The organism is Bdellovibrio sp. HCB274 (genome assembly GCF_047306075.1).
In the GTDB taxonomy this organism is placed as follows: domain Bacteria; phylum Bdellovibrionota; class Bdellovibrionia; order Bdellovibrionales; family Bdellovibrionaceae; genus Bdellovibrio.
On sequence record NZ_CP178623.1, the window covers coordinates 2,605,854 to 2,630,914 of the forward strand.

At 46.7% G+C, this 25,061-nt stretch carries 28 protein-coding genes and 1 tRNA gene; 11 read left to right on the top strand and 18 right to left on the bottom strand.

Translation table 11 applies throughout. The features are described from left to right. Positions 1 to 56 precede the first annotated feature (56 nt). The 3 genes from ACLWNV_RS12635 to ACLWNV_RS12645 form a co-directional block, all read right to left on the bottom strand. Positions 57 to 593 carry a hypothetical protein gene (locus tag ACLWNV_RS12635; protein ID WP_246845657.1) on the bottom strand — a complete coding sequence of 179 codons (537 nt, stop codon included), beginning with the start codon at positions 591 to 593 and terminating at the stop codon, positions 57 to 59. A 203-nt stretch (positions 594 to 796) separates the two neighbouring features. Then, complete coding sequence (locus ACLWNV_RS12640; RefSeq protein WP_413584803.1) at positions 797 to 1,336, bottom strand: hypothetical protein; 540 nt, start codon at positions 1,334 to 1,336, stop codon at positions 797 to 799. Between the two features lie 83 nt (positions 1,337 to 1,419). After that, positions 1,420 to 2,193, bottom strand: coding sequence for an AMP nucleosidase (locus tag ACLWNV_RS12645; protein WP_413584804.1), 774 nt, complete (start codon positions 2,191 to 2,193; stop codon positions 1,420 to 1,422). Positions 2,194 to 2,272: 79 nt separating this feature from the next. Here ACLWNV_RS12645 and ACLWNV_RS12650 point away from each other — a divergent pair, with 79 nt between their 5' ends. Next, the gene (locus ACLWNV_RS12650) at positions 2,273 to 3,157 is read left to right on the top strand and encodes a pirin family protein (protein ID WP_413584805.1); all 885 of its coding nucleotides are present in this window, start codon (positions 2,273 to 2,275) and stop codon (positions 3,155 to 3,157) included. Positions 3,158 to 3,171: 14 nt separating this feature from the next. On the opposite strand, the gene ACLWNV_RS12655 is transcribed toward ACLWNV_RS12650, so the two are convergent. Then, on the bottom strand, positions 3,172 to 3,906 hold the full coding sequence (locus ACLWNV_RS12655) for a transglycosylase SLT domain-containing protein (protein ID WP_413584806.1): 735 nt from the start codon (positions 3,904 to 3,906) through the stop codon (positions 3,172 to 3,174). A 236-nt stretch (positions 3,907 to 4,142) separates the two neighbouring features. On the opposite strand from ACLWNV_RS12655, the gene ACLWNV_RS12660 reads away from it, so the two are divergent. The 5 genes from ACLWNV_RS12660 (at position 4,143) to ACLWNV_RS12680 (ending at position 7,874) form a co-directional block, all read left to right on the top strand. Continuing rightward, positions 4,143 to 4,218: transfer RNA gene (locus ACLWNV_RS12660), tRNA-Arg, on the top strand. 100 nt (positions 4,219 to 4,318) lie between these two features. Further along, the gene (locus tag ACLWNV_RS12665; protein WP_413584807.1) at positions 4,319 to 4,750 is read left to right on the top strand and encodes a disulfide oxidoreductase; all 432 of its coding nucleotides are present in this window, start codon (positions 4,319 to 4,321) and stop codon (positions 4,748 to 4,750) included. Next, positions 4,737 to 5,378: a DsbA family protein gene (locus ACLWNV_RS12670; protein WP_413584808.1), complete on the top strand. Its 642-nt coding sequence runs from the start codon at positions 4,737 to 4,739 to the stop codon at positions 5,376 to 5,378. The genes ACLWNV_RS12665 and ACLWNV_RS12670 overlap by 14 nt, the downstream gene beginning before the upstream one ends. A gap of 228 nt (positions 5,379 to 5,606) precedes the next feature. Beyond that, a complete protein-coding gene (locus ACLWNV_RS12675; protein ID WP_413584809.1) occupies positions 5,607 to 6,677 on the top strand; it encodes an alkene reductase in 1,071 nt (356 codons plus the stop codon). 102 nt (positions 6,678 to 6,779) lie between these two features. Beyond that, entirely contained in the window at positions 6,780 to 7,874 is a 1,095-nt protein-coding gene (locus ACLWNV_RS12680) for a hypothetical protein (protein WP_413584810.1), read from the top strand. 2 nt (positions 7,875 to 7,876) lie between these two features. Here the strand turns inward: ACLWNV_RS12680 and ACLWNV_RS12685 are convergent, their stop codons facing one another. The 3 genes from ACLWNV_RS12685 to ACLWNV_RS12695 all read right to left on the bottom strand — a co-directional run bounded on the left by ACLWNV_RS12685 (position 7,877) and on the right by ACLWNV_RS12695 (position 11,522). Next, on the bottom strand, positions 7,877 to 9,163 hold the full coding sequence (locus ACLWNV_RS12685) for a hypothetical protein (protein WP_413584811.1): 1,287 nt from the start codon (positions 9,161 to 9,163) through the stop codon (positions 7,877 to 7,879). Positions 9,164 to 9,225: 62 nt separating this feature from the next. Then, positions 9,226 to 10,155 (bottom strand): acyltransferase domain-containing protein, encoded by a 930-nt coding sequence (locus ACLWNV_RS12690; protein WP_413584812.1) that lies wholly within the window; start codon positions 10,153 to 10,155, stop codon positions 9,226 to 9,228. 2 nt (positions 10,156 to 10,157) lie between these two features. Further along, positions 10,158 to 11,522, bottom strand: a complete 1,365-nt coding sequence (locus tag ACLWNV_RS12695) for a ferritin-like domain-containing protein (protein ID WP_413584813.1) — start codon at positions 11,520 to 11,522, stop codon at positions 10,158 to 10,160. A 275-nt stretch (positions 11,523 to 11,797) separates the two neighbouring features. On the opposite strand from ACLWNV_RS12695, the gene ACLWNV_RS12700 reads away from it, so the two are divergent. Next, positions 11,798 to 12,484, top strand: coding sequence for a hypothetical protein (locus ACLWNV_RS12700; RefSeq protein WP_413584814.1), 687 nt, complete (start codon positions 11,798 to 11,800; stop codon positions 12,482 to 12,484). A 44-nt stretch (positions 12,485 to 12,528) separates the two neighbouring features. Here ACLWNV_RS12700 and ACLWNV_RS12705 read toward each other — a convergent pair whose 3' ends face one another. Further along, positions 12,529 to 12,879: a KH domain-containing protein gene (locus ACLWNV_RS12705; protein WP_413584815.1), complete on the bottom strand. Its 351-nt coding sequence runs from the start codon at positions 12,877 to 12,879 to the stop codon at positions 12,529 to 12,531. Between the two features lie 199 nt (positions 12,880 to 13,078). Between ACLWNV_RS12705 and ACLWNV_RS12710 the strand changes: the two genes are divergently transcribed. Together ACLWNV_RS12710 and ACLWNV_RS12715 are read left to right on the top strand one after the other, a co-directional pair. Then, a complete protein-coding gene (locus ACLWNV_RS12710) occupies positions 13,079 to 14,233 on the top strand; it encodes a beta-ketoacyl synthase N-terminal-like domain-containing protein (RefSeq protein ID WP_413584816.1) in 1,155 nt (384 codons plus the stop codon). Continuing rightward, positions 14,217 to 14,669 carry a hypothetical protein gene (locus tag ACLWNV_RS12715; RefSeq protein WP_413584817.1) on the top strand — a complete coding sequence of 151 codons (453 nt, stop codon included), beginning with the start codon at positions 14,217 to 14,219 and terminating at the stop codon, positions 14,667 to 14,669. The genes ACLWNV_RS12710 and ACLWNV_RS12715 overlap by 17 nt, the downstream gene beginning before the upstream one ends. Here ACLWNV_RS12715 and ACLWNV_RS12720 read toward each other — a convergent pair. The 3 genes from ACLWNV_RS12720 to ACLWNV_RS12730 are packed head-to-tail and all read right to left on the bottom strand — an operon-like array spanning position 14,666 to position 16,694. After that, positions 14,666 to 15,307, bottom strand: coding sequence for a TPM domain-containing protein (locus tag ACLWNV_RS12720; protein ID WP_413584818.1), 642 nt, complete (start codon positions 15,305 to 15,307; stop codon positions 14,666 to 14,668). The two genes, ACLWNV_RS12715 and ACLWNV_RS12720, sit on opposite strands and share 4 nt — an antisense overlap. Positions 15,308 to 15,345: 38 nt before the next feature. Next, positions 15,346 to 16,086, bottom strand: a complete 741-nt coding sequence (locus ACLWNV_RS12725; RefSeq protein WP_413584819.1) for a TPM domain-containing protein — start codon at positions 16,084 to 16,086, stop codon at positions 15,346 to 15,348. Then, on the bottom strand, positions 16,086 to 16,694 hold the full coding sequence (locus ACLWNV_RS12730) for a LemA family protein (protein WP_413587636.1): 609 nt from the start codon (positions 16,692 to 16,694) through the stop codon (positions 16,086 to 16,088). Before ACLWNV_RS12730 ends, ACLWNV_RS12725 begins: the two co-directional genes overlap by 1 nt. 82 nt (positions 16,695 to 16,776) lie before the next feature. Between ACLWNV_RS12730 and ACLWNV_RS12735 the strand changes: the two genes are divergently transcribed. Next, complete coding sequence (locus tag ACLWNV_RS12735; protein ID WP_413584820.1) at positions 16,777 to 18,345, top strand: class I SAM-dependent methyltransferase; 1,569 nt, start codon at positions 16,777 to 16,779, stop codon at positions 18,343 to 18,345. Between the two features lie 25 nt (positions 18,346 to 18,370). Here ACLWNV_RS12735 and ACLWNV_RS12740 read toward each other — a convergent pair whose 3' ends face one another. Genes ACLWNV_RS12740 through ACLWNV_RS12755 form a run of 4 tightly spaced genes read right to left on the bottom strand, consistent with a single transcriptional unit; the run spans position 18,371 to position 21,684 of the window. Then, positions 18,371 to 18,820 (bottom strand): hypothetical protein, encoded by a 450-nt coding sequence (locus ACLWNV_RS12740; RefSeq protein ID WP_413584821.1) that lies wholly within the window; start codon positions 18,818 to 18,820, stop codon positions 18,371 to 18,373. Further along, the gene (locus ACLWNV_RS12745; protein WP_413584822.1) at positions 18,820 to 19,728 is read right to left on the bottom strand and encodes a fused DSP-PTPase phosphatase/NAD kinase-like protein; all 909 of its coding nucleotides are present in this window, start codon (positions 19,726 to 19,728) and stop codon (positions 18,820 to 18,822) included. The genes ACLWNV_RS12740 and ACLWNV_RS12745 overlap by 1 nt, the downstream gene beginning before the upstream one ends. 22 nt (positions 19,729 to 19,750) lie before the next feature. Further along, positions 19,751 to 20,467 carry a TrmH family RNA methyltransferase gene (locus ACLWNV_RS12750; RefSeq protein ID WP_413584823.1) on the bottom strand — a complete coding sequence of 239 codons (717 nt, stop codon included), beginning with the start codon at positions 20,465 to 20,467 and terminating at the stop codon, positions 19,751 to 19,753. Positions 20,468 to 20,475: 8 nt separating this feature from the next. After that, positions 20,476 to 21,684: an acyl-CoA dehydrogenase family protein gene (locus ACLWNV_RS12755; protein WP_413584824.1), complete on the bottom strand. Its 1,209-nt coding sequence runs from the start codon at positions 21,682 to 21,684 to the stop codon at positions 20,476 to 20,478. Positions 21,685 to 21,846: 162 nt separating this feature from the next. Here ACLWNV_RS12755 and ACLWNV_RS12760 point away from each other — a divergent pair, with 162 nt between their 5' ends. Next, positions 21,847 to 22,944 carry a competence/damage-inducible protein A gene (locus ACLWNV_RS12760; protein WP_413584825.1) on the top strand — a complete coding sequence of 366 codons (1,098 nt, stop codon included), beginning with the start codon at positions 21,847 to 21,849 and terminating at the stop codon, positions 22,942 to 22,944. 138 nt (positions 22,945 to 23,082) lie between these two features. On the opposite strand, the gene ACLWNV_RS12765 is transcribed toward ACLWNV_RS12760, so the two are convergent. From ACLWNV_RS12765 to ACLWNV_RS12775, 3 genes are all read right to left on the bottom strand, one after another. Then, positions 23,083 to 23,532, bottom strand: coding sequence for a hypothetical protein (locus ACLWNV_RS12765; RefSeq protein ID WP_413584826.1), 450 nt, complete (start codon positions 23,530 to 23,532; stop codon positions 23,083 to 23,085). A 322-nt stretch (positions 23,533 to 23,854) separates the two neighbouring features. Beyond that, a complete protein-coding gene (locus tag ACLWNV_RS12770) occupies positions 23,855 to 24,451 on the bottom strand; it encodes a hypothetical protein (RefSeq protein ID WP_413584827.1) in 597 nt (198 codons plus the stop codon). A gap of 16 nt (positions 24,452 to 24,467) precedes the next feature. Continuing rightward, positions 24,468 to 25,055 carry a DUF2239 family protein gene (locus ACLWNV_RS12775; protein ID WP_413584828.1) on the bottom strand — a complete coding sequence of 196 codons (588 nt, stop codon included), beginning with the start codon at positions 25,053 to 25,055 and terminating at the stop codon, positions 24,468 to 24,470. Positions 25,056 to 25,061: the final 6 nt, after the last annotated feature.

Here is a 25,061-nt window from a genome sequence, read left to right on the forward strand (position 1 = left end):
AAAAAGACCACCTTCGAAGGCGGTCTTTTTTTCGATTCTCGATTTTTTATTTTCGATTATCTGCGGCCGGATTTGATTTTCACTTGAAGCTTAGAGATCAAGTGAACAGCCATTTTCTCTTGCACGCGGCACATTTTAAGTTCGTCGCGGCGGTAAGATCTTTGAGAAGGAGTCAAAGTTCCTGTCTCAAGTTCCATTTCATAATCAAGTTTAGAAGAACGGATGCCTTCTAGCTCTTTAGTTTGTGTCTTGAAAAGTTTTGTTACGCCAGACAATGGAGCAACTTCGATCCACTCTTCTTTACCACGGTACCAGCTCACCATACGCAAGAAGCGAGCTTTATTTTTTGCCAGAGTGAATTTTGGGAAACCTGTGTCTGGAAGCTCAAGGATGTTTTCAACATCATCAAGGTTCAAGTCATCTTCTTCACCTTCACCAAGAAGGTTGTCAGAAAGTCCCGCTAATACTGCAGCTTCCGATTCCTCATCTACGTCGATATCGAATGCTGACGTTTTTTTGGTATTCTTCTCATCAAGGTCAGAATCCAAATCAGAATCAATTTCTTCGGCCATGTTATTGCCTGGATTGATCAAAGCGAGCCTCCCCCAAGTACCAAGTACAGTACATATCTTTTAAAACACTGATTGAAAGTGGGATGAGTTATATCGCAACTTTCGCGATGACACAATATGTTAATTGCGTGAAAAAAGGTGAAAATCACAAGATCAACTCTACAAAGTCGAATCATTCTTGGTTTTTTTGATTCGACTTTGTGTGCCCAAAAGACAAACGGAAATTATTTATATGCTGTTACGTCGACTCTAAAACCGCCGGGTTTTTTCCAAAAATACTTATTGCTAGCGACAATACGGATGGCCGCAATCGGACGTCCCTCAAAGTACGCACTGCGAGTGGAGCCCGCTCCCAACTCACCCATCAGATTGTATTCCATTCGCGAGTCGCCATAGTCAGCGTAGATGATGTCCACTTGTTTGATTTTCACATTATTACGCGTTCCCACCAAAGCAATGCGGGTGACACGATTCCAGGTGCTGTTTGGATAAAACGTAAAGGTGCGCTCTTTAAAGCGGCCAGTATCTGCTGCTCCCAAGCTGTACTGCCGAGACTGCTCTGATGGCGGCTGAGGATACTCTGGCGGTTGTGGCTGTGGGTTTTGCGGGGGCTGTGGATTCTGGGGAGGTGCCGGCTCGTACGGCGGATACGGATCACTGGGATCTTCATGGCCCGGTTCATCGGGCAGAGGCATCGGTAAATCTTGTTCGGCTTTGGAATACGACAAAGAAAAAACGGTCAGAATCAATAATATCCACTTCATGGCGCTGGCCTCCTATTCCCACAAGAAAATAAAAAACCAGCGCGCCTATCAATCATTGAAAGGCGCGTTTGTCAGAAAACAAACTAGTCGAAACGAAGATGTTTGACGGACTCACCGGAGTCACGCAATTCACGAAGTGCGTCGATACCGATGCTGATGTGCTTATCCACGAAGTTGGACGTTACTTTTTTATCGCTTTCTTCCGTTTTGACTCCATCTGGAATCATCGGGTTATCAGAAACCAACAACAACGCACCACGAGGGATTTCGTTAACGAAACCGGTTACGAAAATAGTCGCTGTTTCCATATCCACAGCCATAGCGCGGGTGCTGGTCAGATAGTCCTTAAACTTATCATCATGTTCCCAAACGCGGCGATTGGTCGTGTACACCGTGCCCGTCCAATAATCGCAGTTGTGCTTGGCGATCATCGAGGAAACGGAACGCTGCAAACGGAAAGAGGGCAACGCCGGGATTTCAGCCGGAAGGTACTCGTTACTGGTTCCTTCGCCACGGATAGCAGCGATTGGCAGGATAAAGTCGCCCAGTTGATTTTTCTTTTTCAAACCACCGCATTTACCCAGGAACAAAACGGCTTTCGGGTTGATAGCGGATAGCAAGTCCATGCAGGTTGCAGCCAAAGCTGAGCCCATACCGAAGTTAATGATCGTGATGTTTTCAGCCGTAGCAGACTGCATCGGGCGATCCATACCGCGCACCGGGACATCAAATTTATCTGCAAACATTTTTACGTAGCCGCTGAAGTTCGTAAGCAAAATATAATGCCCGAATTCGTTAAGAGGAACGCCTGTGTAGCGAGGCAGCCAGTTATCTACGATTTCCTTTTTTGTTTTCATTCTTATCCTTAACTTTTCTATCGTCAGATGAATTGATCAAGGATAGCATGGTTTTTATCTTCAGAAAAGGGGCATTAACATGAGCGTCACTGAAAATAGCATCTTGATGGAAATTCCACCGCGTCTGCTTTCTCTCGGAGGAGGTTCTGAGGTGCATCGTATGATTCCCTATGCGAAGAAACGCATGGTCGGCCCCTTTATCTTTTTTGATTATTTTCCAGCAACAGATTTCGGCCCGCAGCAGGGTATTCACGTGCGTCCTCACCCGCACATTGGACTTTCAACTTTAAGCTATCTTCTGGAAGGACAGGTACTGCATCACGATAGTCTGGAAAACAAAGTGCTGCTGAATCCCGGTGATGTGAACTGGATGACTGCGGGTGAGGGAATCTCTCATTCGGAAACCACTCCCGCTGATCTTAAAGATGTCCCCCACCGTCTGCATCTGTTGCAATTCTGGGTGGCGCTGCCATTGGCAGAGGAAGATCGCAAGCCCAGCTTTATGCATCACCCGAAAGCATCCATTCCCCGTTTTAAAGTCAAAGATGCTGATGTGATTTTGATCGCCGGGGCTGCTTTAGACCATGCCTCCCCCGTCGAGGTGTTTTCGGATCTGTTTTTCATGGATGTGCATTTGAAAACCGACAAGGAATTTTACTTTGATCCCCGCGGAGACGAACTGGCGTTTTATATTTTAAAGGGCCGCTTGAAAGTGGGCGAAAAAAGCATTCCCCCGGACGACTTCGTGGTTTTGCATCAGGGCTCACCCCTGCATGTGTTCGCGGAAGAGGACACCCAGTTTATCGTGCTGGGCGGAACTCCGTTCCCGGAGCCGCGCCATATTTATTGGAATTTTGTTTCTTCGTCGAAGGAGAAAATTGAAGCTGCGAAAACGAAGTGGGCTGACCGTTCGTTTCCGCAGGTACCAGGGGAACCGGATATCATTCCCCTGCCAGAAAATTAAACCAGAAAATTAGATTACTTACAGATCGAGATAGCTTTTGTGCCCGCTACGATTTTCGCGTAAGGGGAGTTCGTTGAACGTAAGACTGACCAATAACGAGCTCCGCCCTTCCAGCTGCCGCTGACTTTACCAGCGATACGAGCGTCGCGCTCCATCCAGCGATTCAGGATGCGAATACCGCAAGCTAGGTTTTTATATGGATCATGCACTTCACTTGCTGATTTAAATCCACATCCATAGGCATTGCCGCTTTCTATGGAAAGTTGCAACAAACCACGGCTGACCACACGGTTGCCTTTGCTGTCGTTGAAGGCTTCAGTGTAGGCCGTTGCTGGCTTAAAGTTACTTTCGTACTTCACCATTTGCGACATCAGGTAAGTCCAAAATTCTTTGCGCTCTTGATAAGACAAGGAATTGTACTTGGGACAAAATGTCGTCGCGTCTGCAGGCTTCACGTCCAACAGATCCTGACCCAGGACTTCAAGCTGAGCATCCACGTAGTCAGTCCATTTCTTACCATCAGCATGAGCGCTCTCCCACAGCGGCGTCACTTGACGGCCTGTCGTAGGCTCGGACGGTGTTGGAGATGGAGAAGGCGACGGTTTAGGCGTCGGAGTTGGCGTTGGCTTTGGAGTTGTAGTCGGAGTGTCTGAGATAGGCGGCTTCGCCATCGCAGCCGCTTGGTGAGCGGAGAAGAAGGTTACAAGGATTACGGATAAAATAGTGATTTTTAAATTCGCGTTTGTCATGCCGATGAATTCGGCCCGCTCATGTTTAGACTTTAATATTTTTTTAACTGTCTAGGAACTAGCCTGAAAGTTCGCAGAAAATCGTCCAAATTGTCGTCAAAACCACGACCAGAGGGGACTTTATGCCCCAACCTCCCCTCTGGTTTTCAAATGTTCATTCCAGCCACAGGCCTTGCGGCGCATCACGCTATCAGTTGATTTACCGTAAGCATCGTTGTTAGTCTAAGCCCCGTTGTGCAGTCGTAGTTCAATGGATAGAGCACTTGGCTTCGAACCAAGGGGTTGCAGGTTCGAGTCCTGCCGACTGCACCATTTCTTTTTCGCAGCACCAAACATCCCATTCATATTGTTGCCATCGCTTGACCCTAGAGTAACTCCAGAGTTTTTATGAGTGCTCGGGAGATTTCTGCCTATGAACAAAAAACAGACGCAGCTTTTACAGCTGGCTTTTCTAATTTCGTTGATTGCGACAGCTGGAAGTTTGTTTTTCAGTGACGTGATGAAACTTCCGCCTTGCGTACTCTGCTGGTACCAAAGAGTTTGCATGTATCCGCTGGTCGTGGTTTTCGGTTTACCACTGGTGAAGAACGTCAAGGACAGCGCCGTTTATGGATTCACACTCAGCCTGATTGGATTCGGCATAGCTGTTTATCACAATCTCCTTTATTACAAAATCATCCCGGATAGCATCACACCTTGCACCCAGGGGATCTCCTGCACCTCACGACAAATCGAGTGGATGGGCTTCATAACCATTCCTTTTTTGTCGCTTATAGCGTTCCTACTTTTAAGCATCGTTTGTTATTTGATATTCAAATCTGAAAGGTCTTATGAAAAGCAGTAAATACTTTGTCGCAGTTGCAGTCATAGCGGTCATCGGTACTTTTATTCTGTTCAAGCATAATTATAAAAATGCGGAAGCGGAGAAAACTCCAGAGGTAAAGACGACGGAGCTTATTAAAGAGCACAACCCACGACTGGGCCCTGATACCGCTGAGGTAAAAATTGTCGAATTTTTAGATCCAGAATGCGAAGCCTGCAGTGCGATGGCTCCGATCGTGAAGCAACTGATGAAAGAGTATGACGGAAAAGTTCAGTTGATTGTTCGTTATATGCCTTTTCATGGAAACTCGATGATGGCAGCGACCTATCTTGAGGAAGCCCGCGAAAAAGGTAAATACTGGGAATCCCTTTCTGCCTTGTTTGAAAATCTACCCGCCTGGGGCGATCATCACGCACCAAAGCCTGAACTCATTCCCAAATTCCTGGTTTCCGCAGGAGTGAGCGACGCTGCATCTTTTGAAGAGAATGTCCTTTTGAGCAAGCACCGCTGGAAGGTCGACGCTGATTTTGCCGACGGCAAAATGCTGGGAGTAACCCAAACCCCAACATTTTTTGTAAACGGTAAAAAACTTGAAGACATCGGTTACGAGCCGATCAAGCAAGCTATTGAAAACGAACTAAAGAAGTAATCCTAAGCACAGAACATAACTTGTTATAAAAGTTGCTCTGTGCATACCTGTAAACCACCGCCACCGCGGCGGTGGTTTAATGCGCGATGCAGAACCGATCGGTTTTGATATGCGTTAAAATCCGACATACCAACCAGTCAAAACAACTATGTAAAAACCCAGCTTGCCTTTTTTGGAAACGTGCTCAGTATTGTTACTGAATGCGCTTTTAGTGAAAGGACACTGCTGATGGATCGACCATTGTTTCAACCTGTTCAAATGGGACGAATTAAACTTTCTAATCGAATTGCGATGGCTCCGATGACTCGGTCTCGGGCCATTGGGAATTTGGCCAACGAGATGATCGAAAAGTATTATGCAGATCGTGCTTCGGCGGGTCTTATCATCACGGAAGGTATTTCGCCTTCACCAAACGGATTGGGTTATGCGCGCATTCCGGGTCTTTATAATCAAGAACAAGTGGCGAGCTGGAAAAAAGTGACTGATGCTGTCCATGCCAAAGGTGGACATATCTTCGTGCAATTGATGCACACAGGTCGCGCCTCTCATCCTGACAATCTTCCGAAAGATGCCAAAGTTTTGGCGCCGACAGCTGCAGCACTGAGTGGAAAAATTTGGACAGACACGGCTCAACAACAAGCCTATCCGACACCCAGTGAAATGACGACTGAGGAAATAAAAACGGCCATTCAGGAATTTATCCACAGTGCGGAGCTTGCGGTGCAAGCAGGATTTGACGGCGTCGAGCTTCACGGTGCCAATGGATATTTGATTGAGCAATTTTTAAACCCTGTGGTGAATAAACGCACTGACATGTATGGGGGCTCGCCAGAAAATCGCATGCGCTTTGTTTTGGAAATCTGCAAAGGCATCGTTGAAAAAATCGGTGGCGATCGCTTGGGAATTCGAGTTTCTCCTTATGGCGTATTCAATGACACTGGTGCTTTTGACGGCATCAATGAATTCTATATGACTTTAAGCCAAAAGCTTTCGGATCTGGGGCTGGCTTACATTCACGTGGTCGACCACAGTGCAATGGGCGCTCCACCCGTCAGCCCGGAGATTAAAAAACTGATTCAGCAAAATTTCAAAGGCTTGTACATCACCTCGGGTGGTTACGATGCTCAACGTGCAGAACAGGATCTTAAAGACGGAAAAGGAGACTTGGTCGCCTTCGGTCGTCCGTTCATTTCAAATCCAGATTTGGTGATGAAACTCAAGGAAGGCAAGGCTCTCACTCCTTCAGATCCAACGACGTACTACACTCCCGGCGACAAGGGATTTAACGACTATAAATAGTCTGCCCGGCTGAGTGGATGTTCGAAGATTCACTCAGCTTTTTTGGCCCTGCAATTGCAACATTCTGAAGATATGTTGTCCCTGCGTTCTTGCTTTTATTTGATGAAACTTCCACTGCTTACTCTTTGTACAGCAGTGGGATTATTTCATACCGCTATGCCTGTTTATGGCAGCAGTGGTGACATTGCGTTTACGACTCCGAATTATATCCAAGAGACTGTAAACCCCGCTGATGCACCTGGCGTTACCGCTCAGGACATTCCCCACTTACGAAGCTTCTTAGCCAACAATGACCGCGCCGGAATGTATCTGACTCTTTACCGTATGACGGGCGAGGAGTTCTGGTTGATGGATGCGCAAATCACCACGTTCAGTGGAATCTGGGGTGGGACTGCGCTGGAAACCAATTATCAAATCAAACTTAATAATCAAAAAAAATACGACGACTCTATCGACAAGTTTTCCCTGAAAATCGCCACTAACATGTTGAAGTGGGTTGAGATGAGCGTGGCTTCTGGCGGTAAAGGTTTCGTCGACGTTGGCACCCTGCTGATGAAAGGTGACGGCGAAATCTGGAAATCCAAGGGACTACTGAATGAATACCCTGGCCGAGTTCTGTTTTTTAATTTGTTTCAGCATCGCGCTTTCGATTTCCGTCACACCATGGGCACAGGGTCACTTTATAGTGCCAAGGCCGTGATAGAACGAGGCGGTCTGTTAGGTAAGCGTCCCGCTGACTTTGCCGGCAATCCCAACTTTGCCATCTACACATCCAAGGAAGGTCGGTTCGTCACAGTCATCGATAATCGCACCGGAAAAGTCGAAGCCTTCATAGATAATGATGCCCGCCCCCTGGGAGTCCTTACTCAAATCGCGGATGTTGCATTAACAGAAAACGACCCTGAGTATTATGAACGCCTCTGGATTTGGGAGTTTATGCAGGGAAATCAGGACACCGCTGAAGAATACAGCTCAGCAGTTTGGTTAAAGGGTCGGCCCCTGCCAAATCCAAATGTTCACGGCCGTTACTTCTACAATACGAAAACCAAAGAATGGCTATATAGTAAAAGTAAATTGAAAGTGGAATCCAAAGACATCCTTGATGCTCTTAATTTGGGCCGGGAGCGCAAGATGAAGCTGCGCAAGCTCAGAGGACTTCCCGCGCAACCGGTGCTTCCGGGACGCTATCTAAATTAATTCTAGAAATAGTAAAAATCAGGAATCTCTTTTGCCGAAATTCCGGAGCGTCCCTGCAGTCGATTCATTAGCTCCAGGGGAAGCTCTACCTGATACGTCTGAAAATGATCTTTGGCTGCCTCAACCATACTGCCACGAACTGTGTTCATCCCAGGACTTAATTTTGCCAAAAGAAGACCATCCAACACGGCCTGCGACCATAAATGAGTGGCATGACGGGTTTTATGAAGACGATCCACCATTGATGCTTTTGCCTCTTCATGACGGCCAGTTAGAATGTGGTAAATAAACGCGGCCTGCGCCAACTGTGGACAGAAACGATCAATCTCGGTCGCTCGTAAAGTTGCACGGGCTTTGCCGAAAGCCTGCCTTGAGATTTCCGGATTTTGCCCCTGAAAAGCTGCTAAAATCCCCTGATAATAGTTAGCCAAAACCAAACCGCGGCTCCATCCCAATCGTTCAGCGGAGCGGCCTAAGCGTCGCACAGTCACTTCGGCGCGACGGTAGTCTTTCAATCTGAAATAAACGTATGTCAACATGACATAAGACCACGCAATCAGCAGACCATGCCTTTTGGATTGCTGCCGATAAGAAAGCATGATTCCCCGACGCAATTCCAGAACAGCTTCCTCATTTCTTCCCTGATGCATGTGCACCCGACCCAGCACATAGGAATGCTCGGCAATGACACTTAAACGAGTCGCTTCGGAAAAAAAAGTTTCTGCGGTTTCCAAAAAGGACAATGATTTGGGAAAGTCGCCCAAAGTTTCATTAAGACGGGCTTTCCAAACAAGAATATTGGCGCGCATTTCATTTTGTGAAAGGCTTTCTGCCAGCCGTAAAGCGTTCTTTAGATACAAAGTGGCAGATCGAAATTTCCCCAGGTAAAAAGAACTGATGCCGATATTCCGGCACACTTCCATCTGTTGTTCCGAAGGTAGTTCCTCCAGCTTTACGCCTTTTAAAACCTGACGAAAATGTTGCCAATTATCCTTAAGACGGACTTGATCGAAATGCTTTTCCGAACAAAACTCCGCCAGTGCTTTATTCACTGGACGAATTTTCAGATTGTGCCGATTGCGACGTATAGAATTTGGATCGACTGCCAATACTTCTGCGATGCGCTCAATGGTGTCCGGTTTTACTTTGAGAATGGTATGATTTAACCAACGTTGCACGGTTTTCGGGGAAACTCGAAGCTGAACCGCCAAATCAAAACGCGAAAGCAGTTTACTCTGCAACAACTCCTTCAGCGCATCCCCATCGATTTCGACAAACTCAGAACCCATTCGTTAAGCATACTAACTAACTAAATATTTTACAGTCTAGTTTGCGCAGACAGCTTTTTGCGTTAAACGTGAATTTGCTCCAATACCTCGAAAGCTTCTACAGTCTCAACGTTGACCGGAATATCGCGCATTAATCCCGAAAGACTACGGCAAGGACCGACGTTAATAAACTTACGAATGCCTTTTTCCTGCACCAGTTTTTGAACGGCTTCAGACCAATGAATTGTACGTGTAATGCTTAGGAGAAATTCTTCTTTGATAATCTTGGGATCTGTTAGTTCCTGCGCACTTAAACTTGAGAAAATGCGGATTTGAGGAGTAAAGGTGCGGACATGAGTGAAATCACTTTCGACCGCTAAGACGTACGGCAAGATGTAACGAGAGTGAGCCGGATAATCCAGGATATTCATAGTATTCCAGCCTTTGTCCCGGGCGCGTTCTTCAACTTTTTTCAGATCCTCGTAACGTCCGCCAATATTTAAAAATCGCGGCGTAAGACAAGACACATCTACCTGAGTCTCGGCGAACCAGATGTAATCTTCTTCCTGAAATATTTCTGACTTTGGTGCCAGCACTCCAATGTTTCGACCGATTTGATCAATACCGTCAATTCTTTGCGTGAACCAGATGTGGTTGAAAACCGCATCTTCAAAACTGTAGGCGCCAGCAAAGACTGCGCGGGCCAAGTCCCCCAACGAGCAACCCATCACCCAATCAGGTGGATGGCCGAATTCATCGCGCAAGCGCTCCGCCACACCCGTTTGAATGCAGCAAATTGCGACAGCCGCCAGGCTGATGTTTTTAATGGAATAGATTTCCTCGGTAGGAAGTTCCAGAAATTCCCGAAAGGAAAAATTCTTATTAAAGCGCGTGGCAATAATTTCTTCGGCCTTTGCAAAATACTTTTGCACTTCCGGAAGATGGGAAAAACGATTGCGATCTGATTTTCTGATCAGGGCATTAAGTCCTGGAAAAATATAAGCAACTGCCACGATTAAAGCTCCATTAAAGCCGGTTGTTCGACAAGTTCCGCACAATCAGCGCCAACTTCGGCCAAGGCACGTGATGGCACGCATGAAAACGCTCCGATATATGGAGGTGTAAATGAAGGCTTCAAATCAAACTCTGCCAGAATCTCAATCACTCCGGCTGCGATTTGTTCAAAAATATCCTCTTCCATCTGGCGCACGAACTTTAGAATTTCGGGGTTCAGCAGATTCTTCTCATTCAAGGTGGCATTCACCATCTTGGTGTGCTCTGCTTCATCTTCCAGAATGTCGGATACGATGTAGGCGACTCCGACGTTATCCGTCCACTTAACCAAATCGCTGTAGTGTTTGAACACGCGCATTTCCAGTCCCCACGCGCCGTACAAGTACAGCATTTCGGGATCTTTCAGTTCGCGTACCAAGGCGCTAAAAAAACGCACCAGATATCTTTCAAGCTTTCTGTTCAGGCGATGTTCCAGATCCTTGTACCCTGGAACTGCCAACCAGCGACGACGCTCCAACAACACAGAACGCTGCAAAAGCTTTGCATGGCGCATTTCATCCTCTACGTGAGCTGGCATTTGTGATGGCAACGGCAGATTTCGCGACGTGAATTCGCGCTGCATGTGGATGGCAGCGTTGGATTCACAAAATCCCAAGGCCTGAACCCATGCCAAAGTCGCAGCCGGTCTTTCCCCCAACATCCAAGCCAGTCGCGTGCTGGCTTTTGTGCCAACATTCTGAACTTTTTGGGAGTTCTTATAAATCCGGATCAATTCAGTCATGCGCTGAACCATGATTCGGCACATGTCCTTTTCAATCGCCTGCAACTGTTGCAAAGAAAGCTGATCTTCTTCAGTCAAGGATTCGCGAAACTTCTTACCCAGTTGAATGTGCGCGGTTTCATCGCTTAGGACTTCGGCCATAGCTTCACGAATATGGGCAAAGCTGGTGGCTGGAATGTAAGAGGAATAAATTTGAAAAGGAAACTGCTCAATCGTGATTGCCCCATGGACATAGGCTGCAAATCGATTGTTTGCCTGCACTAAAACCGGATTACCGAAATAACTCATGGTGAAGGATTCAGTCATCGCGCACAAACGCGCGCGAAGATCCCGCTCAGCCTCGCTTGCAGGCTCCTGAATCGGACGAATTCTGGTAATGACATCGCGATGACGATACTCATCAGCCGCGTGGGCACGGATCTCTTCAACAAACTCAGCCGGAGTTGATTGTGAGATGTTGCCCAGAATTTGTTTCGCTGCAAGATGCTCCATGTGCGCCATTGCTGTCAGCCATGCCGATTCAACGTGCGCGTCTTGAGTAATCTCACTCATCAGTTCCTGAATTGTGTTTGCAAAGCTTTTCATATGGATGCCATAGCATAGAACAAATAGTTGCTGAACATGCCATGACATTTAGGAAATCACTCTTCGTTCCCCAAAAATACAAATCACTGAATCTTCTGGGAATCTCGCGGTTTCTAAATCGGCTATTGCGCGGCATTATAGATGCGTCCAAAGGCGTCCACTCACTCTCCTTTAACTTTCAAATAGCGGCTGTCTTGCTATCTGGATGCGGATTCTATTGACCCCATTCAGGATTCTGAATACGCCTTATCAGGTACTAATTTAAGGAGTTAACAATGAAGAATCTTCTATCAGTTTTGGCATCGACTTTATTGCTTGCTGCAGGCGCGCAGGCTTCTACAACAGTTCAAGGTACTTGGGGCGCTGATCAAATTAACTGGCAAATCAACACTGCTGAAAATTCTCAGCAATGGACTTTGCAATCCGGTGCAACTTTAAAACAAATGCAAATTCAAACTGCTGCAAATATCACGCAGATCACTTCTGCTGATGGTTTGACTAATTTAAAAATCTCCCAGGACTCTGTTCAGACTGCAATGGTCGGTCAATTGGACGGTCGAGGTGTTGAACTTGCGATTGAGCATACGAACAACGGAACAATGTGGTTTAAAGGTGTGTTTAAAAATCACCGTCCTTCATTGCGCATCGATGTTCCAACAGAACAACGCAAAGAAGGTCGCGCTACTGGCTTCTTTAAAAACGAACTTGCTGACCTTTACATGATCAGAACAACGGATGGCTATTGGTTTAAAGGTTACATGAACGGTTACTGGATTGATTTGAATCTAAAAAGATCCGGCAACGTTTACAGCCTTGAGGGTGCTTACTTGAGCAAAAAAGTTTCCCTGGTGGCTACAACTTCTGACGGTGCTATTGATGATGTGATCGAATACCTGCTTTTGGATACTCCAATCCCAAATTCTGATTTTTTAAATTTGGGATCGATGCTGGAAAAAAACTAAGATGTCATTGATGAGGAGGGATGGAACATCTCTCCTCGAATCTACTAGGCAGCTTCAGCTGCAAAGTAAGGAACCTCGACGATAGACCGGATACCGTGTCTAGCAGTCAAAGCCAAAGAAATCGTACGAAGGCTTGCGATCATCTTTCCGCGCGACCCCAGGATTCTGCCGAAATTTCTACGTGAACATTCAATTTTGAAAATAGTCGTGCGCTCTCCTTGCACGATTCCCACCGAAACTTCTTCGGGATGATCGACAATTAACAACAAAATATCTTCCATCTTCTTTCTGGTGGTTTCCAGGATCTCGTTTTTGTTAGGAGCTAAACCAAGGTCTGCAACACTGTTTGCTGGTTTCTCCGGTGGCGGGATGGACTTACGAATAACAACTGGCATTCTTCTCTCCTGATTAATCATCACTTTCTCTCCGTTAAATTGATGTTTGATTACATTTCGGAAATATTCCACGGAATTAAACGGTTGCTCGGATTGACTAGCCTTTGTCCACCGTGTCCCGACGATCGTCTCTTTCGCGGGAAAACGACAAATTGAATTTAAAAATCAGGAAAAATAAAATCTGGGTGAAGGAGTCACCTTGTACATCCAAAACTATTCTTGCACCACGGCCGCAGGCGTAGGAACTCCTGCCTTGATGTCAGCACTTTATTCGGGAAAAGACTGCTCTATCGCGGGGAAATCCGGCGGCAGAGTCTGCTATTTAAAAAACTCCCCAGAGAAAACCCAAAGCTATAAAGAAATCTTTGTCAGCGGCTTTAAGGAAATCCTTTTTCCCCTGCGGGAGGGACTTTCCAAAGAGGCATATGCAGACCTGACGAAGAGCCGGGTTGTTCTAATATTTGCGTCGAACAAAGGCGCACTTGAAGACTACATTTGGAAAACAACTCAGGAAGACATTCGCACGATGCACGATCCTTATTCTGAAATTCTCACCTACTTTCAGGAAAACTCGGTCGAGATGCAATGGATATTTGATTGCACCATAGGAAATGCGAATATCTCCAGCCACGCTGCTTTGGAATATGCCCAGGATCTTTTTAATAGCGAGCGCGCTGAATACGCGATGATCGTATCTGGTGAGCTGGTAGGTCCTTTTTTCGAAAAGGGTTATGAATCGTTAGGTGCTTTGACTCATACCTCCTGTCGCCCCTTTTCAAAAGATTCAGACGGAATGCAACTTGGGGAAGCTTTGACGATGATGCTGGTGTCCCGCGATCGCAAGACGCCGTTAGATATAAAAATCAATGGGGTGATCACGACCACGCAGGGTGTTTCGCACATTCCGCCCCAGGCAGAAAGTCGTCCCCTTTTGCAAATCCTGCAGGAGTTAAATTCTCGTGCGCCGATAAATCCTGATTTGGTTGTGGCCCACGGTTCCGGTGATCCCACCAACGATGCTGCTGAAGACGAGGCCTTGGTCACATTTTTAGAAAGCACCGGGAGCCCCCAAGTCCCCATCACCTCCACAAAATGGTCTATTGGAAATTCATTGGGATCGAGTGGCATGATCGATATTATCGCGGCGGCTGAAGTTCTGAAAACCCAAAAAGTTTTTCGTATTCATAACACCCCCGAAATTGCGCCTTCTCTGCGCGGACAGTACTTGCTTTCCCACTCACAAAAGCCCATAGCCAAATACCGTCAAATTTTAATCACCTCACTGTCCTTCACCGGAGTTTATGCCGCCTGTGCGATTGGTGTAGAGGAGGTTTCGAGTGAAAATCCAGATTGATGTTGGCGAGCGCGCGGAGCCTGCATGGAAAGACAAATTTCCACAATGGAAGAGTTTGAATGAAACCAGCTATTCGTTCTGTGAAGCCATTCATCGTTGGGATTATTTAAAAGATCGTCCCAAGCCCGAAGTGATCTTTCTGGCTTTGCCTGAAGGAACAAATCTTTCCGATTTTGTTTTTGTAGAAGGGGGCGCAAAGAACCCCGAAAGCTTTCTTTTCACCTTTCCCAATATGACGGCTTCCATCATCATGCAGATGCTGGGCTTTAATAGCCGCGTACTGTGCTTTAATAATGGAGTCAGGACTGCAGAGTTCGCAAAGAATGAATGTAAGGAATTGGCGAAGGCTGGAAAAACCGTTTGGCTGTTCACCAGTCCTTCGGTTCTTGAAGACGAAAAACGTGTTGTCTATTTCTCGTCTTATCCAGAAAGTTAGCGAATAACTAGATTGTTTTTAAGCTGATTATGTCCGCCATCAGTGTGCGGAAAGTGCTGATGCAGGTGCTTGCCACAGGCTTCAATCGCCGCGGTGAAACCCGCAGCCCAATCGCCTTTGTGCAGTTGCTCGCTGAATTTTCCAAGAACCTCATTCCAGGTTTCCGGAGGAAGTTTACTGTTGATTCCCTCATCGGCCAAAATCACAGCTTTACGCTCCATCACCGAAACGAAAATCAAAATCCCCGTCCCCTGCTGGGTGCGATTGATTTTGTTCAGATAAAACTCCAGCTGAGCCCGCTGATGCACCTGGGACATCTCGTCTTTCTCAGGAACGAAAACTTTTTGAATAAAAGGAAGTTTCGCCAGCGCAAAGGAAATATAATAAACCGCTACAACCAGGAACGGCCACACATACACCCACGGTGTTACCCACAACAGGTCTGCAAACGGAAGCTCTGCAATCACCAGGATTAATAACAATAACAAAGTCAGAGTCATGGGAATATGACCGACTGTAGAGGAACTTCGTACGATAACAGGAACGATCTCCCCGTCCGTTTGTTCTTCCACCACGTGCACGGTTTGGGAAATCTGCTCGATATCTTTTTCAGAAAGGTATTTATTAATCCAAGCCATTGCTCACTCCCCTATATGCTCACGCTGCGCGTGTGCACTTACCAAGATCCCGAAGAACCGCCACCACTAAAGCCACCGCCGCCACCGGACCAACCGCCTCCGCCGCCGGAGCCCCAGCCGCCACCACCAAATGTGCCGCCACCGAAACCACCAGGACCGCGCATGTGTCGGCCGCGACCGCCACCAAAGCGACCTAGAACAGAAATGATGATCAGTAAAAGAATGATCACGCCAATGGGAATTCCGCCGCCCTTGTCGTCGGAACGAGTGTCTGTGGTGATCCCTTGTTCATCAGCAAATTCTTTATCAGCCAGGGTCATCAACTGTCCGACACCTGCGTAGATGCCATCGGCGAAACGCTGTTTTCGGAAATAAGGCGTTACAACATCAGCGATAATGCGTTTGGCATAGACGTCGGGAATAGCTCCTTCAAGTCCCTGCCCCACTTCGATGCGCATGCGTCGATCCTGAAGTGCAATCAGGAACAAAACACCGTTGTCTTTTTTAGCGTCACCCAATTTCCATTGATCGGTGATCTTGATAGAAGCCTGTTCAATCGGCTCGCCTTCAAGAGTGTTCACCACCAGAATTTGAATCTGGGCTTTACCGCGCTTGTTGAAATCCAATAACAACTGCGTCAAATCCTGACGCATGGAACGCGGAATAACTCCCACTTCGTCCATTACCGGGCCTTGCAAGGCCGGAACCTTGAATTCGGCGTGGGCCGTAAAGCCCACAAACAAAAACACAAGAAGTGAGAGAGATGAAAGTAGCTTCATTAGAATTTAACTTCTGGAGCTTTCTCTGCCGTCGCTTTTTCTTCGGCTGTCATGTCCCACTGAGGCATTTTGTCAAAGTGGTACATGATGGAATTTGTCCAGCTTGTCGGTGGAACCGTCACTAGATTATTAAACTGGTTGATTGATTCGATATAACGTTGGCGGGCAATCGTAATACGATTTTCTGTGCCTTCCAACTGTGCCTGAAGATCACGGAAGTTTTGATCCGCTTTCAAATTAGGATAGTTTTCTGTTACCACCATCAAACGACCCAAAGCCTGAGACAAACCACTTTGTGCTTTTTGGTATTCTGCCAATTGTTGAGGCGTCACTTTGGACGGATCAATCTGCATGGAAGTGGCTTTTGCACGTGCTTCCACAACTTGAGTCAAAGTGGTCTCTTCGTGTTTCGCGTAGCCTTTAACAACATTCACAAGGTTTGGAATCAAGTCAGCTCGACGTTTGTATTGATTTGATACCTCTGCCAATGCAGCTTCAGTCGCATTTTTAGATTGAGGAATGCTTTGAATCCCGCAACCTGCCAAAAATGGCACAGCAAAAGCCACTAATAGAACCTTAGAAAGAACTTTAGAAAGAATTTTAGACATAGTATTCATTGGAAAATCCTCCATGACCATTTCTATCGAATCTCTCAGTGACGCTCAATGAAAACCGGTCTATATTAGTCGAATGACACGCACGATTAAGCTTCGCTACACCACTACAGCTGGCTGCATCTTTGTTGACAAGATTGCAGGGCTCAACACGCACACTCCCGAACACGGGCAGCGTGGCTGTGTTGAAGTGTACGAAGAAGAATTGGATCAAAAGCTTTACGTGGTGCATCGCCTGGATAAAGCAACATCAGGCGCGCTATGCTTTGCGACGAGTTCGGAAATCGCAGCGGACATGACCCGCCTTTTCGAACAACATTTGGTAAGTAAGAAATATCTTTTTTTAACTGACCACCCGGCAGGCTCGTTGGAGTTCACTTACCAGTCGCACATTGAAAAAGTCAGAAATCAATTTGTTAGCAGCAAAGAAAAAGATCCCAATTCGAAAACGACATTCCGATGGATTAAATCCCTGGGTCGTTTTCAACTTTGGGAGGCGACTCCGCATTCAGGAAAACCCCATCAGATCCGCCTGCATGCCGAGGCCAAAGGCATTCCGATTCTGGGTGATAATGAACATGGCGGCAGTCCGTTTTATCGTCTGTGCCTTCATTCCCATTCCCTGGAGTTCACTTTGCGTGGTGAGCACGTCAAATTTGAAACCGACCTTCCGGTGTGGGCGCGTGATGCCGAGCTGAATGAACACGAGGAAGACCTCGTGGTGGCCGAAGCCTTTCAACGACGCGAGCGACTGTTTGGATTTTCAGCCTTAAAGGATGAATCCCTGCGTCTGGCACATCGTGAACTGGACACTTACCGCATTGACCAATACGGCGAATACCTTTGGGTGTATTGGTATAAAGAGGAAGATCCTTCCGTTCCTGATCTTTTGCGCTTTGAAAGAATCGCGAAAAAGTTAAAAAAGAAAATTCTGATTCGTAAAATGTTGAATCGTGGTGATGAACCCAACGCCGAGCTTTTGTGGAATATCGGCCAGACTCAACCTTCCTGGATTGCCAAAGAAAACGGTGTAAAGTACGAACTGCGCAGTGATACGGGACTTTCCCCGGGATTATTTTTGGATCAGCGTGAAAATCGTCTGTGGGTCAGCGAACATGCCCAGGATCGTCGCGTTCTGAATTTATTTTCTTACACCAGCGGCTTTAGTGTTGTGTCTGCCATGGCGGGCGCCGCCGAAGTGTGTACGGTGGATGTCTCTTCCAATTTCCTGGATTGGAGCAAAAAGAATTTCGAACTGAATGGTCTTGATCCCGAACACGAAAAATACGAGTTCTGGAATAGCGACTGTATTTTGTTCCTAAAAGGCACCGTTCGCCGCAAGCGCAAATTTGGTTTGATCATCTGTGATCCACCGTCTTTTGGCCGCTCCAAAAATGGCGTCTTTTCCATCAGCAAGAATTTTGACGAGCTTTTGGTAAACTGCCTTTATTGCCTTGAGAAGAATGGTCTGCTTTTGTTCTGCACGAACTACGAAAAATGGAATAGCGGAGACCTGCATTTGCGCCTGGAAAAATTAAAGCGCGAGTTCTCGTTTAAAATTCTGCCCGCCCCTTCTCAGGGACTGGATTTTGAGCTTCCCGATCAAGAGCCCCTGATGAAGTCCATCATCATTCGCAAAAACTAAAAAAGGAGCCCGGGGGCTCCTTTTTTTATGGGTAAAAATCGTACTTGATGCGGATTCTTTTTTCGTCCTGCAGGCCCATTTTCGAGCCACTTAAAAACGGCGGGACTTTACGTTTGATGCGTTTACGTTCTTTGGGAAAGCGCTTGTCATCGACGAAGCAGTCAAATCTCTCGTCTTTGCAAAGATTTGTGAAATCATCGGCTTCGTTATTGAATACGTAAGCATCCATCGCGCGTGCCATCTTATCGCCCAAATCCACATCGGACTGCTGAACCACAATGCCGCCCCCGGTTTTCACCTGAGGCTGAGGTTTCGCGGCGGGAGCACCTGGCACAGGAACCTTTTTGATAATGATGCGGGGTTTGCACTCCGGCGGTAAATCCAGTTCCTCTTCGCATTTACAAAAATTCTTTTTCATCGTGGCACAGGAACTTAAAAGCACCGCCAACACACACAGCCCTAAAATCTTTTTCATTACTTCTTGCTCCACTGAGACCAGTACTTACCTTCCCCTTTAGGGTTGGCCTTGGCGTAATTGTAAAACTCCTGAACAAAGGCTGCACGCTCTTTTTGATAGATATATTTCCAGTCCGTCTCTGCTGGAATAGTCATTACGTCATAGTCGTCGCTCAGCTTGGTATTACGCTCGACAATTGCATCAAAGGTGTCAGTTTGCGCATTCATCAGCATGTCGTACATCACCATAAAAGTTGTTGTGCGCCCCTTGCCAGCACGACAATGAAAATGCACCCAGTTATTTTCAGGCAGATCGCGAACAGCCTCGATAAAACGATCCACTTCGTTATCTGTCGGGCGAACATGATCCGTGACGGTCAGACGCACGTACTGATGCCCTGAACTGCGCACCAGGCTTTCCTCGGTTTCAAGGCTTTTAATTTCGGTTCCCTGAATCTTTTCGCCGACCTTCAAATCACCCAACAAGCGACGCTCGCGGTGAATCACATCCTCGTGTCCCAGATCTGCATTCGCCCAGTCCCGCTCTGCCTGCCAGGTCACAGGTTTATCATTGATAAAACCATGGGATTCCTGACGAAGATCGAAAACATACAGCTGCGCTTTCAATTTTTTAGCAGGCTTTGCGATGTCTTTAAGTGCCGCAGGTGAATAGCTGGCACTGCCCGACATTTTTAGTTTGTCATTTTTGCGATAGTTAACGGGCTTACGCCCTTCGTATTTGGTATCAAAAACCAATTCAACCGGCTCCATGGCTTTAGGCATGGTCATAAAGAATGGCAGTTTGCTTTTATCTGACTCAGCAGTCGCTGAAGGATTGTTGACAGCCGCAGTCGCCGGCTCCGGGTTTACACTTTTTTCGGCGCAGGCGGCGACGATAAAAGGCAGAAGAAAAATCCATTTTCTCATAAGTCCTCCCTATAAGGGAAGCTTAAGCCTTAATCTGCCCTCTTGCAAAAAGTTCTTCAAGATATTGAAAGCCCGAATCCTGGGTGCGCAAATAGTAGTAAGCACGCAGAATATCCTGCTCCTCATTTGTTAAGGAGGCATTGCCTCCACCACGCTTCATGCGATCTTGGGAGATATGATAAAGGCTAAGGGCGCCTGCCACAGAAATATTGAAGCTTTGTACGAAGCCTGTCATCGGAATGATAATACACTCGTCAGCAGCTGCGACCATTTCGGGACTGACACCGTTTTTTTCGTTTCCCAGCACCAGTGCGGTCTTACCGGAAAAGTCCACCTCATGCAGAGGTTTTGAACGTGCATCCAGATGAGTGACATAGATTTTATAACCTTGGGATTTCAGATTCTTTACACAGTCCGAGGTGTTCTGCCATTTTTTAACTTCCACCCATTTGTCAGCCCCTTGGGTCACGCGAGCTGATTCCTTGAATTTTTCCTGAGTTTCAATGACGTGAAAATTACCAAAGCCCAAACCTTCGGCTGATCTCATGACTGCAGAAATGTTTCCGCGATCATAAATGCTTTCCAGAACCACGGCTGTATCGAAATTTCTTTGGGAAACCACGCGATCGATTTTTTGCAAACGATCCGAAGTTAAAAGTGGTCCCAGTTTCTCCAGAACCACTTTGTAATTGATTTTTAGATTCGCATTGATCTCGATCTCAGGACCGTAGGGAAACATAGACCTGCCTACTTGTACAAAGACTCGGGATTTTTAGCCAAGTCGCGAGTGATATTTTTTTGGTGCGCTTCCAAAGTTCCGCCACCGATCTCAAGCAACTTCGCGTCTCTCCATAGTCTTTCAACAACGTACTCGCCCACGTAGCCATAACCACCCAAAACCTGGATCGCTCGGTCAGCCACGTTTTTCGCCATTGTTGTAGCGACAAGTTTTACACCGTCAGAATCCAGACGGTTTCCTTCTTTATTCAAATCCATGCGGCGGGCTGTTTCGTAAACATACGCGCGCGCTGATTTGTATTCCGCATAGCTGTCAGCGATGTAGCGCTGCATTTGACCAAAGTGATTTAGGGATTTACCGAATGCCTCACGCTCAGTCGCGTAGCGGTTCATGATCTCGATAGATCTGCGTGCGATCCCCAAGCTCATTGCCGCCAAAGTCAGACGTTCGATTTCAAGGTTGCGCATCATGTGCAACATGGAGTCACCTTCATGACCGATCAATGCCGATTCAGGAACGTGGCAGTCCTGGAAAACCAGTTCTGCTGTATTCGAACCACGCATACCCAGTTTGTCTTTGATCTTTTGACCAACTTCGAAACCTTTATGGTCTTTTTCAACCAAGAATGTAGAGATCATTGCGCGACCGTGCTTTTCGCCGGTCTTTGCATATACCAATGTTAAATCGCAAGGCGTGTTGTTTTCGTCAATGGTACCGTTTGTGATCCACATCTTGCGACCATTCAAGATCCACTCATTGCCTTTTTTAACTGCGCGAGTCTGCATTCCCAATACGTCTGTACCAATTGCAGGTTCAGACATGGACATGGAGCCCACCCATTCGCCAGAACAAAGTTTTGGCAAAACACGCAGACGTTGTTCATCACTGCCGTTCACGGCGATGTTGTTCACACAAAGCATCGAGTGCGCAAGGTAAGCCAATGCGAAACCTGGATCTGATGCAGACAACTCTTCATGAACGATGGCAGCAGCCGTTGCGTCCATCCCAGCTCCACCAAATTGCTCTGGCACTGTGATACCCAACAAGCCTAGCTCGCCAACTTTTTTGAACAACTCAAGATTGAATTTTTCTGAACGATCATACTCGTGAGCTTGAGGTTCGACTTCAGCTTTGGTGAAAGCGTTAACCGTTTCACGCAACATGCTGTGCTCAGGTGTGGGATTGTAAAGGTCGAATTCTTTCCAGTTAAAGGACATGGTAGCTCCTACATATATAGAGTAGCGAATCTAGGAAAACCCTGTGTAATCCGCAAGGCTTAGCGCCTGTAACGCTATGCAATAATAGCAAATTTCAGGCACTTTTCGGAAGAATCTGGACGCCATTAGGCCAGAGGCCTAACCTTCTGAAAGGAGACTCACATGATCGCGTCAGTATTAGGTATTGGAACCGAATTGGTTGATGGCCAAATAGTGAATAAAAACGCCGCATGGATTTCAGAAAAACTGAAAAATCTGGGACTTATCACGAAACTTCATCTCGTGGTTCCAGATGAGAGAAAACTCATTTCTGAAGCCCTGGACTATTGTGGGCAGTACTCTGACTTGATGTTTGTAACCGGTGGTTTGGGTCCCACCTCTGACGACTTTACCCGGGAACTGATCAGTGAGTGGACCGGTTTGGAATTGAAATGGGATGAAGGTTCCTGGATTCATATCAAAGAGCGCCTGGAACCCCGCGGATATGTCGTTAAAGAAATTCAACGCCAGCAGTGCTATTTTCCAGAAGGCTCTAAGGTAATAAAAAACTCCGAGGGCACAGCAAATGCTTTTTTTGTTGAAGCCAAAGGTAAAAAGATTTTCGTTTTGCCCGGGCCACCGCGTGAAATCGAAGCCGTTTGGAAAAGTGAGATCGCAGCGTGGTTGGAAAAAAGTGTTGAAGGCTTAGATCCCTACATCACTCGCCACTGGGACACGATCGGCATGGGTGAATCTGATGTGGCCACCTTGGTGGAGCAAGCCCTGGCGAACGTAAACGTTGAAAAAGGCTACCGCGTGCATCTTCCCTATGTGGAAGTGAAGATGTCCTTTTATAAATCCCAGGAAGAAAAAATGCGCGTGCACGTTGAGCGTGTGACGGAAGCCTTACGCCACATCACCGTGACTCGCGATCAGCAGGATGTGCCTTTGATGCTGTCGTTGGCGTTGAAGAGCTATTCTTCTGTCGGCGTGCTGGATTCTGCGACGGGACAGTTTCTGATAAATCGCCTGATGCCGGTTATGCGGGACTTCATGACTGAAAAGCCCTGGAGTTTTTCAAGCCATGCCGTGGATCCGGAAGCCCAGGTTCGCCTGAGTATCACTCCGAAAGGTGAACACTCGGTCGTGGTTGGTGTTGAGCGCGGAAAAAAGAAATTCTACACCACCATCACCGCCCCCTATAAGGCCATGCCAATGCGCGAGCGCCGAGCCCAGTACTTTGCCGAAATGGCCATGGTCTTCTGGCTTCGTCATCTTTAAAAGGTGCCAGGTCCTACTTACGGATGCACTGTAGAACCGATCTTGGTTTTGAAGTATGTTAGAAATCTGCAAACCTAAAAAAAGGCGTGGCTACTAAACCAGCGCCTTTTAATTATCCGTTTGGGCATTTATGCAGGGCTATTGGATTTTCTTTAATTTCATAAAGGTAGCTCTGGATTCGCTTCCTTCAGCAAAACTCAAATAGTACAGCTGATCTCCCGATACAGTTATTTGCGTAACTAAAGGCTTAATGAGCAGCCCTTCGCGCTTAATAGCAATTCCATCAGAAGAACAAGTGGCTACGTACGTTTTCCCGGTATTAGCGTCACCCGCATGAACTAATCCATCGGCAATGTAAGACTCAATCCATCCTCGCCATTGACTTGGATCCGTATCAGAGTTGAAGGTCAGCACTAATGATGTCGCAGACGGATCCACTGAAATCTTTAAGCCTTGAGAGCCAAAAGTATCATTGTTATCGATTTGTCTCGAATATTTTCCTACAAACTTAATACAATGATTAACATCTGAAGCAAAAGACACTGAACTAAGTAACGAGATCGCGAGTGCAAATACAATTTTACTCATTTAGACTCCTGTAGAAATACTTAAAGGTCATTGTTCAGAGGACGGCAGCTGATGTCTACGCATATTGCACTGCCAAAATTTGATGACTAAGATCTAATGTTTTTGATTCAAAATACGTCGACCAAAACCACTGGCTCTAAAAATGCAAAAGGTGACTCTGCTTTCGCAAGGTCACCTTTTAGGACGGACTCACTTCCGGAATTCTGAAGGAGGTCCGAATGAACACCACACAAAAAATCCCTCGGCACTGAGTCCAAAGACCTTGCGAAAGCACCCAGGATTTACCGCCACCTTGGCGGCAAATGAAAATTCCGGGATGTCTTTACCAACCAAGCGTTTCGATACTTATATGGTAGTGTTGTGAATACGCTCGATTGAAAATCGACCTGGCGCTTTTAACATAGTTAAATCTGTTATCGCCCAGGAAGAGTCGTACGTCCTCATCCATTTCTTGTTCCGCTTTCTTGTATAGCTCAAGCATCTGGCTGTTTGAAGGGTCCGTTCCCAACCGACGATATTCATTTTGAAAGTCTGTAAGCAGTTCCGTCCTGCGCTCTAAAATAAGATCCAGCTCCCTCAGATCATCGTCAGTGAGACCAATCTGCTTGTACAAATTTACTCTATAGGCATCCCATGCATTGGTAATGCCTGTCGCGTGCTTGTTAAAGCTTTCGACAACCTCTTGCACTTTTATTTCGTCAAACTGCTCTTGTGGCACGTTTGCAGTCTTGAAGTCTGATTTTTGATTTGCTTTGGTGATTTCTCGCTTTTGTATCTGGGCGCGGTTTTGCTCTTTGACCTGAGCGATTTTTCTTTCCATCCGTTGGCTGAACTCGGTATTTTTTTGATCCGTTCGAGTCCAAGAATAGAAAAAGTAACATGCGATCAGAATGACAATTGTAAAAACACCCGTCTTCATAAATACAATTACCTTATTACTTCGTGTTCGCCAGTAACTCACGGCCGACTTTCAGAATGTGTTCCTGAATGTCTTTCGGCCAATCGCCGATCATCTTTTTAAACTTTTTAGTGTCGTTGGCATACATGGCGCGAAGGGCTTCCTCGTAATTTGGAAAATCCCCGGCCATAGCGTGCATGAACTTGTAAACGGCATCCTGAGCCTGGCGAATCTGATCTTTGGCGAAGTTTTTCTTTTTCGCATCCTCTATCAGCTTTCGAAGCGTTACGGAGGCGCCTCCCGGTTGTAGCGCGAGCCATTCCCAGTGTTGCGGAAGCAAGGTCACCTCTTTGGAAACCACTCCCAATTTAGGCCGCCCCGGTCCTGATTTTTTTTCTTCTGTTTCTTCTGCCAAAGCTTCGTAGCGGCGGCTGACAGCTTCAACGGTGCCGCGCAAATCAAGTTCAACCTGAACACTGGTGACGTCGTCGAAAATCAGGACGTTGTCTTTTCCATTATCCTTTAGATATTTTTTTACTTTGGTAGCCACCGCCACCAAATCGCCCGAAGCGATCATTTTGCTTCCTGCAAAAGCGGTGCAGGTACGATCCACTCTTGGTTCCATAAAATT

What these genes read in the sequence shown, in the direction of transcription:
- ACLWNV_RS12640 (WP_413584803.1), bottom strand. Translation starts at nt 1,336, where the DNA reads ATGAAGTGGATATTATTGATTCTGACCGTTTTTTCTTTGTCGTATTCC.
- ACLWNV_RS12645 (WP_413584804.1), bottom strand. Translation starts at nt 2,193, where the DNA reads ATGAAAACAAAAAAGGAAATCGTAGATAACTGGCTGCCTCGCTACACA.
- ACLWNV_RS12650 (WP_413584805.1), top strand. Translation starts at nt 2,273, where the DNA reads ATGAGCGTCACTGAAAATAGCATCTTGATGGAAATTCCACCGCGTCTG.
- ACLWNV_RS12655 (WP_413584806.1), bottom strand. Translation starts at nt 3,906, where the DNA reads ATGACAAACGCGAATTTAAAAATCACTATTTTATCCGTAATCCTTGTA.
- ACLWNV_RS12665 (WP_413584807.1), top strand. Translation starts at nt 4,319, where the DNA reads ATGAACAAAAAACAGACGCAGCTTTTACAGCTGGCTTTTCTAATTTCG.
- ACLWNV_RS12670 (WP_413584808.1), top strand. Translation starts at nt 4,737, where the DNA reads ATGAAAAGCAGTAAATACTTTGTCGCAGTTGCAGTCATAGCGGTCATC.
- ACLWNV_RS12675 (WP_413584809.1), top strand. Translation starts at nt 5,607, where the DNA reads ATGGATCGACCATTGTTTCAACCTGTTCAAATGGGACGAATTAAACTT.
- ACLWNV_RS12680 (WP_413584810.1), top strand. Translation starts at nt 6,780, where the DNA reads ATGAAACTTCCACTGCTTACTCTTTGTACAGCAGTGGGATTATTTCAT.
- ACLWNV_RS12685 (WP_413584811.1), bottom strand. Translation starts at nt 9,163, where the DNA reads ATGGGTTCTGAGTTTGTCGAAATCGATGGGGATGCGCTGAAGGAGTTG.
- ACLWNV_RS12695 (WP_413584813.1), bottom strand. Translation starts at nt 11,522, where the DNA reads ATGAAAAGCTTTGCAAACACAATTCAGGAACTGATGAGTGAGATTACT.
- ACLWNV_RS12700 (WP_413584814.1), top strand. Translation starts at nt 11,798, where the DNA reads ATGAAGAATCTTCTATCAGTTTTGGCATCGACTTTATTGCTTGCTGCA.
- ACLWNV_RS12705 (WP_413584815.1), bottom strand. Translation starts at nt 12,879, where the DNA reads ATGCCAGTTGTTATTCGTAAGTCCATCCCGCCACCGGAGAAACCAGCA.
- ACLWNV_RS12720 (WP_413584818.1), bottom strand. Translation starts at nt 15,307, where the DNA reads ATGGCTTGGATTAATAAATACCTTTCTGAAAAAGATATCGAGCAGATT.
- ACLWNV_RS12725 (WP_413584819.1), bottom strand. Translation starts at nt 16,086, where the DNA reads ATGAAGCTACTTTCATCTCTCTCACTTCTTGTGTTTTTGTTTGTGGGC.
- ACLWNV_RS12730 (WP_413587636.1), bottom strand. Translation starts at nt 16,694, where the DNA reads ATGTCTAAAATTCTTTCTAAAGTTCTTTCTAAGGTTCTATTAGTGGCT.
- ACLWNV_RS12735 (WP_413584820.1), top strand. Translation starts at nt 16,777, where the DNA reads ATGACACGCACGATTAAGCTTCGCTACACCACTACAGCTGGCTGCATC.
- ACLWNV_RS12740 (WP_413584821.1), bottom strand. Translation starts at nt 18,820, where the DNA reads ATGAAAAAGATTTTAGGGCTGTGTGTGTTGGCGGTGCTTTTAAGTTCC.
- ACLWNV_RS12745 (WP_413584822.1), bottom strand. Translation starts at nt 19,728, where the DNA reads ATGAGAAAATGGATTTTTCTTCTGCCTTTTATCGTCGCCGCCTGCGCC.
- ACLWNV_RS12750 (WP_413584823.1), bottom strand. Translation starts at nt 20,467, where the DNA reads ATGTTTCCCTACGGTCCTGAGATCGAGATCAATGCGAATCTAAAAATC.
- ACLWNV_RS12755 (WP_413584824.1), bottom strand. Translation starts at nt 21,684, where the DNA reads ATGTCCTTTAACTGGAAAGAATTCGACCTTTACAATCCCACACCTGAG.
- ACLWNV_RS12760 (WP_413584825.1), top strand. Translation starts at nt 21,847, where the DNA reads ATGATCGCGTCAGTATTAGGTATTGGAACCGAATTGGTTGATGGCCAA.
- ACLWNV_RS12765 (WP_413584826.1), bottom strand. Translation starts at nt 23,532, where the DNA reads ATGAGTAAAATTGTATTTGCACTCGCGATCTCGTTACTTAGTTCAGTG.
- ACLWNV_RS12770 (WP_413584827.1), bottom strand. Translation starts at nt 24,451, where the DNA reads ATGAAGACGGGTGTTTTTACAATTGTCATTCTGATCGCATGTTACTTT.
- ACLWNV_RS12775 (WP_413584828.1), bottom strand. Translation starts at nt 25,055, where the DNA reads ATGGAACCAAGAGTGGATCGTACCTGCACCGCTTTTGCAGGAAGCAAA.